This is a genomic window from Methylophaga sp. UBA1464 (genome assembly GCF_002325665.1).
Lineage (GTDB): Bacteria > Pseudomonadota > Gammaproteobacteria > Nitrosococcales > Methylophagaceae > Methylophaga.
In genome coordinates this window covers 7,692-12,286 of sequence record NZ_DCSO01000040.1, presented here as the reverse complement: position 1 = coordinate 12,286, position 4,595 = coordinate 7,692, and the positions used below count along the sequence as shown (strand labels likewise).

Annotated in this window: 2 protein-coding genes; both read right to left on the bottom strand. The window is 49.4% G+C overall.

Annotated elements, in window-relative coordinates:
* Nucleotides 1-129 precede the first annotated feature (129 nt).
* Nucleotides 130-2,565 carry an acetamidase/formamidase family protein gene (locus B3O33_RS03965; protein ID WP_292361334.1) on the bottom strand — a complete coding sequence of 812 codons (2,436 nt, stop codon included), beginning with the start codon at nucleotides 2,563-2,565 and terminating at the stop codon, nucleotides 130-132.
* A 90-nt stretch (nucleotides 2,566-2,655) separates the two neighbouring features.
* Nucleotides 2,656-4,113 carry an acetamidase/formamidase family protein gene (locus B3O33_RS03960; protein ID WP_292361333.1) on the bottom strand — a complete coding sequence of 486 codons (1,458 nt, stop codon included), beginning with the start codon at nucleotides 4,111-4,113 and terminating at the stop codon, nucleotides 2,656-2,658.
* Nucleotides 4,114-4,595 lie beyond the last annotated feature (482 nt).

Here is a 4,595-nt window from a genome sequence, read left to right as displayed (position 1 = left end):
GTGAGCTGGGTCACAAAATTGAGAATTAGTGGCAGACCCTGTTTACAGGTTACAAAGAATTTTTAATGGGGCAGGTGGATAAGGAGAGAGCGTTCTTATTGTCTGAGAAAAGGCAATTAATAAGCGTTTTTAATCAGCTTTATAGTCCGGAAAAATAGCCTTGCGGATAATCGCATGCACGCCCAGATTGCCGTCCACTACCTGGGTAATACCAAAATCCACCGCTACCGAAATTAGTGATATAGCTTCATCTTCACTAAGCTCATGTTCCTTCATAAGATAGTGACGGGCTTTTCTGAAGGCGTCACGCATGGCGGCTTCCATAGAGGAGTTTTTATATACTTGCGTCTGGGCATTCGGGCCAAGCTCGGCCTGATAGTCGGAGAAACTCATGCCCTGTAATACCCATTCATCCGGCGTTTCCAGAAACGGATGGCTGAGGCCGTCCATAAAACTGTCTTTCAAATCACGTTGTTTGTGCAACACCAATTGAAATACACCGGTTAAAGAACATTCAATTGCAGTACCGCATAATTCCGAATCACCCTGCGATGCGTGGGGATCGCCGACCGAGAACAAAGCACCCGGAGTAGCAACAGGTAAGAACAATTTGGTGCCTTTCCCTGCACGCCAGTTATCCATATTGCCGCCAAAATAGCTGGGAGGAATGGAATCAACCATACCGCTTTCACGCGGGGCGACGGCCATCACACCAAAATGCGGTCTGACCGGAATAACGGCTTTGTCGAGAATACCGAACTGTTTGTCGATACTGGAATGATCAACCGGTATGCCGGGGTAATCAATGGTTGGGTGCACAATGCCATAGGGATCGGTTTGCGGTGTCCAGCGAAAGTTATAAATCGCCTTGGCATGCGGTGAATGGGTGTGTTGGTGTACTTCATATACCGTGACCACCTCACGCTTTTTGGGTTCGGTGAGCAGATCGTCATATTGAAAGCCCCACCAGGTGGCGGCATTGCTGCCAAAGTGTTTGCCTTGATATTTCGGGCTGCAGCTGGGACGTGGCTGAATATCCAAAATGCGTATTTCCAGCACATCACCGGGTTCGGCATCGCTGACATAAACCGGACCAGTACAGATATGCACCCCAAAACCTTCACCTGCACCACGGCCAAATATCGTGGCATCCATCGGCCCGGCACCCCGCCGGTCAACATTCTTTGTTGTACCCGTCCAGTGAAAAACACTCTGTGCTCCGGCATCGCCGTCGATCATACGTTCGCAGTCATCAGACGCATGCTGGGATAAGGTTTCAATGGTTACAATATCACCGGAATGAACGGTTAATACCGGTTTGATCGCATTGCTGAAATAGCCCCAGTGAACGGTTTTATCGGACACTGGCAGGTAATATTGTCGAGGCGAGTGAGTGTCGGTTTGACCAGGCGCAGTGTTATCTATGTCGGAAACCCGTTTAGGTGAAAGTCGCAATGACAGCGCATATTTAGCATGATCATCCAATACTTCCTGAAATGGCCTGCGACGTTTTTGGATGTCATCATCGGATTGCGGAGCTGATGCAGCCGAACGAGCTGATGGTTTGGTTTGTGGACAACCACGGCGAAGTTGTTCATGCAGATCCTGCGGCGGTGCAGCGCGATAACTTTTGGGTGACACGCCCATAAATTGCGAAAAGGTACGGCTGAAGTTGGCCGCGTCATTAAAGCCCCAGCGGTAGCACAGCTGAGCAATGCTGAACTGGGCAAGGGCAGGGTTAGCCAGATCGATACAGCAATGCTGTATCCGCCGGCTTTTCAAATATTCACTGAACGTTGTGCCACTGTTTTTGAACAGTTTTTGTAAGTATCTGGCGGATAAACCTTCCTGCGCAGCGATTTTTTCAATATTCAGATCCGGATCGTCCAGCCGTGAATCCACCGTTCTGCACACCCGACGTAAATGGGCCAATTGCACATCAGTAGCTTCTTCATTGGCAGCAGATTGTTTATGGGAAAGACAAGCCACCAGTAACTCGGCTAGCGTTACTTCTAAGGCAGGCAGCTCATTGTTATCCACATGAGGCAACTGTTCGGTCAGCGATTGCAGCATGTTCAGGCATAACGCGCCGATACCTTGTTGTGTGCTGATGCGATTTGCTTCCTGTCGTCCGGTTCGCACCAGCCTGAGCAGAAAGCTGGATGACTCCAGTTTGATCAGCATGATGCGAAAACGGGTTTGCAAAGCCAGTCGCCAGGATTGGCTAGGATCCAGCAACATGATATCCCCGGAACGTAATTTGACGGTTTGATCGGCATCCAGCACCTGCGCGGTGCCATCCAGCAAGGCGAGCACCAATACAGTGCCTTGTAAGGGTTGGGTTGATTTGGCTGCGATCGGTGACAGAATCTGTGGGGCTGCGGTGAGTTGTACAAATACAGAGTCGCGTGCCGAGACCGACAATGCCATATGGCCACTGTCGTCATTACGAATGGAGCTTGCAGCATCACTCGCCAGACCGAGCCTGGAAAGGATTTCATTCCAGGCCGGCTGGCGTAGCTCTGCGGGTATAGCACTGGCAGAAAAGCGTTTCAGGTCAGTCACGGTCGTGTCTTATTCCTTGAATACTGAAGCATCCTTTCGCAAGTGTTATGCCATAACCATTAACTAGGATCTGAATAATATAAACAAATCCTAGCTGCGCGCCGGGAACATGGATTTTTTCAGGATCGCATGCACACCCCAGTTGCCATCCACCACTTGGGTGATACCAAAGTCGACCGCCACCGTCATTAGCGATATCGCCTCGTCCTCATCCAGCTGTTGAGTCGTCATTAAAAAGTGTCGCATCTTGCGATAGGCATCGCGTAACGCTTTATCAACCGAAGATTTGCTGTAAATATCATCCTGAGCATTGGGACCCAGTTCAGCCAGATAATTGGCATAGCTAAAGCCATGTAACACCCAGTCATCCTGGGTTTCCAGCAAGGGATAATTGAGTTCAGCCAAAGAAGTGCCGGGCAGATCAGCTTTTTTGTGCAATATAAACTGGAAAGTCCCTGTTAAAGAGCACTCAATGGCGGTACCGCACAACTCAGAGTCACCCTGTGATGCATGTGGATCACCCACTGAGAACATGCCGCCATCCACTGCGACCGGGAAATAAATCTTCGCACCTTTGCCAATCCGCCAGTTGTCGATATTGCCGCCAGTGTAGTTGGGCGGAATCGAGTTCACCATATCGGCTTCTGCAGGAGCAAGGCCAATGGTGCCAAAGTGAGGCCGGATCGGAATACGGATATCACGCAGAATATTTTCTTTTTTGGTGATGGTACTGTGATCAACCGGTACGCCCGGATAATCGATAGTCGGATGGACCACACCGAATGGATCGGTTTGTGGTGTCCAGCGATAGTTGTAGACGGCTTTGGCCCAGTTGCGCTCACCCGTTGCATCGACTTCGTAGATGGTAATGACTTCCCGTTGTTTTGGTTCGGTAAGCATATCGCCGTAATGAAAGCCCCACCAGGCAGCGGCATTACTGCCAAAGGTCTTACCTTTGTAATCAGGGTTGCCACTCGGTCTGGGGGTGACATCAACTATGCGCACCTCAAGAATATCGCCGGGCTGAGCGCCTTTGATGCGTACTGGTCCGGTACAGATATGCACGCCGGCTCCACCACCTGCTCCAATCTTGGCATCCATCGGGCCAGCACCACGTCTATCGACACCTTTGCGTTGGGCATCCCAATGAAAAATACTTTCTGCGCCGGGGTCACCTTTTACCATCCGTTCAGCATCATCGTTGGCATGATGGGTGAGTGTTTCCATGGTGACAAAATCACCGGACTCGATTTCAACGGTAGGCTTGGCATTCTTGCTGAAATAACCCCAGAGAACTGTTTCCGGGGTGGCAGGAATGTAATAGTGCATCTGGCCAGGTGCGTCAGCATTAATTGGTGTATTGGCGCCTGCGGCAAAACTCATTGGTGACATGGACATGCCCATGGCACCCAGAGAGGCGGCACCACCGCCAACAAACGCGTTACGGATAAATGAACGTCTTGCCGTATCAAATTCCTCGACGACGTCTTTTTTATTTTCTTCGGTGATGCCGTGTGTACAGCCTGGAGTGCAAATATGCTCTGTCATGATAAATCCCCTCGGATAACTGCTTGATGTCGGAGGTGCCCCGGCAGTGCGGCACGTGCAGATATTATGTTCCGGAGAGTGAGAGTTCTTCTTGTCGGCTGGCGCACTAATTCTTGTCGAAGATAGTTAATTGAGGTTTGTTGCTACCGCTCAATAACCCTCAATAAAACTCTTTCTGGAAGTTACCCAATCCAAACTTTTACCGTTAAACATTTACGGATAGAAAACTCGAGACTTGTTAATTACGAATGCAAACGATAATCTATCGCATTAGCTGTTGTTGTGAAAACACTAAAAATGTTGATAAACACCATGAAAATGGCCTTTTTATGCAGGTCATTCGACTTGTTATTAACTGAAAACATCTGAGTCGGCAGCGAAGCCATTATCTCATCGAAAAAGGCTTTGCTCGCTTAAAACCGTTTGTATGGAACATCCTTATATGTCTTTGTCTTACCCAGGCCGAATTTTTTCGCTGCTGT

Bases quoted from the DNA above. Each gene is read 5' to 3' on its own strand.
- B3O33_RS03960 (WP_292361333.1), bottom strand. From the start codon at position 4,113: ATGACAGAGCATATTTGCACTCCAGGCTGTACACACGGCATCACCGAA.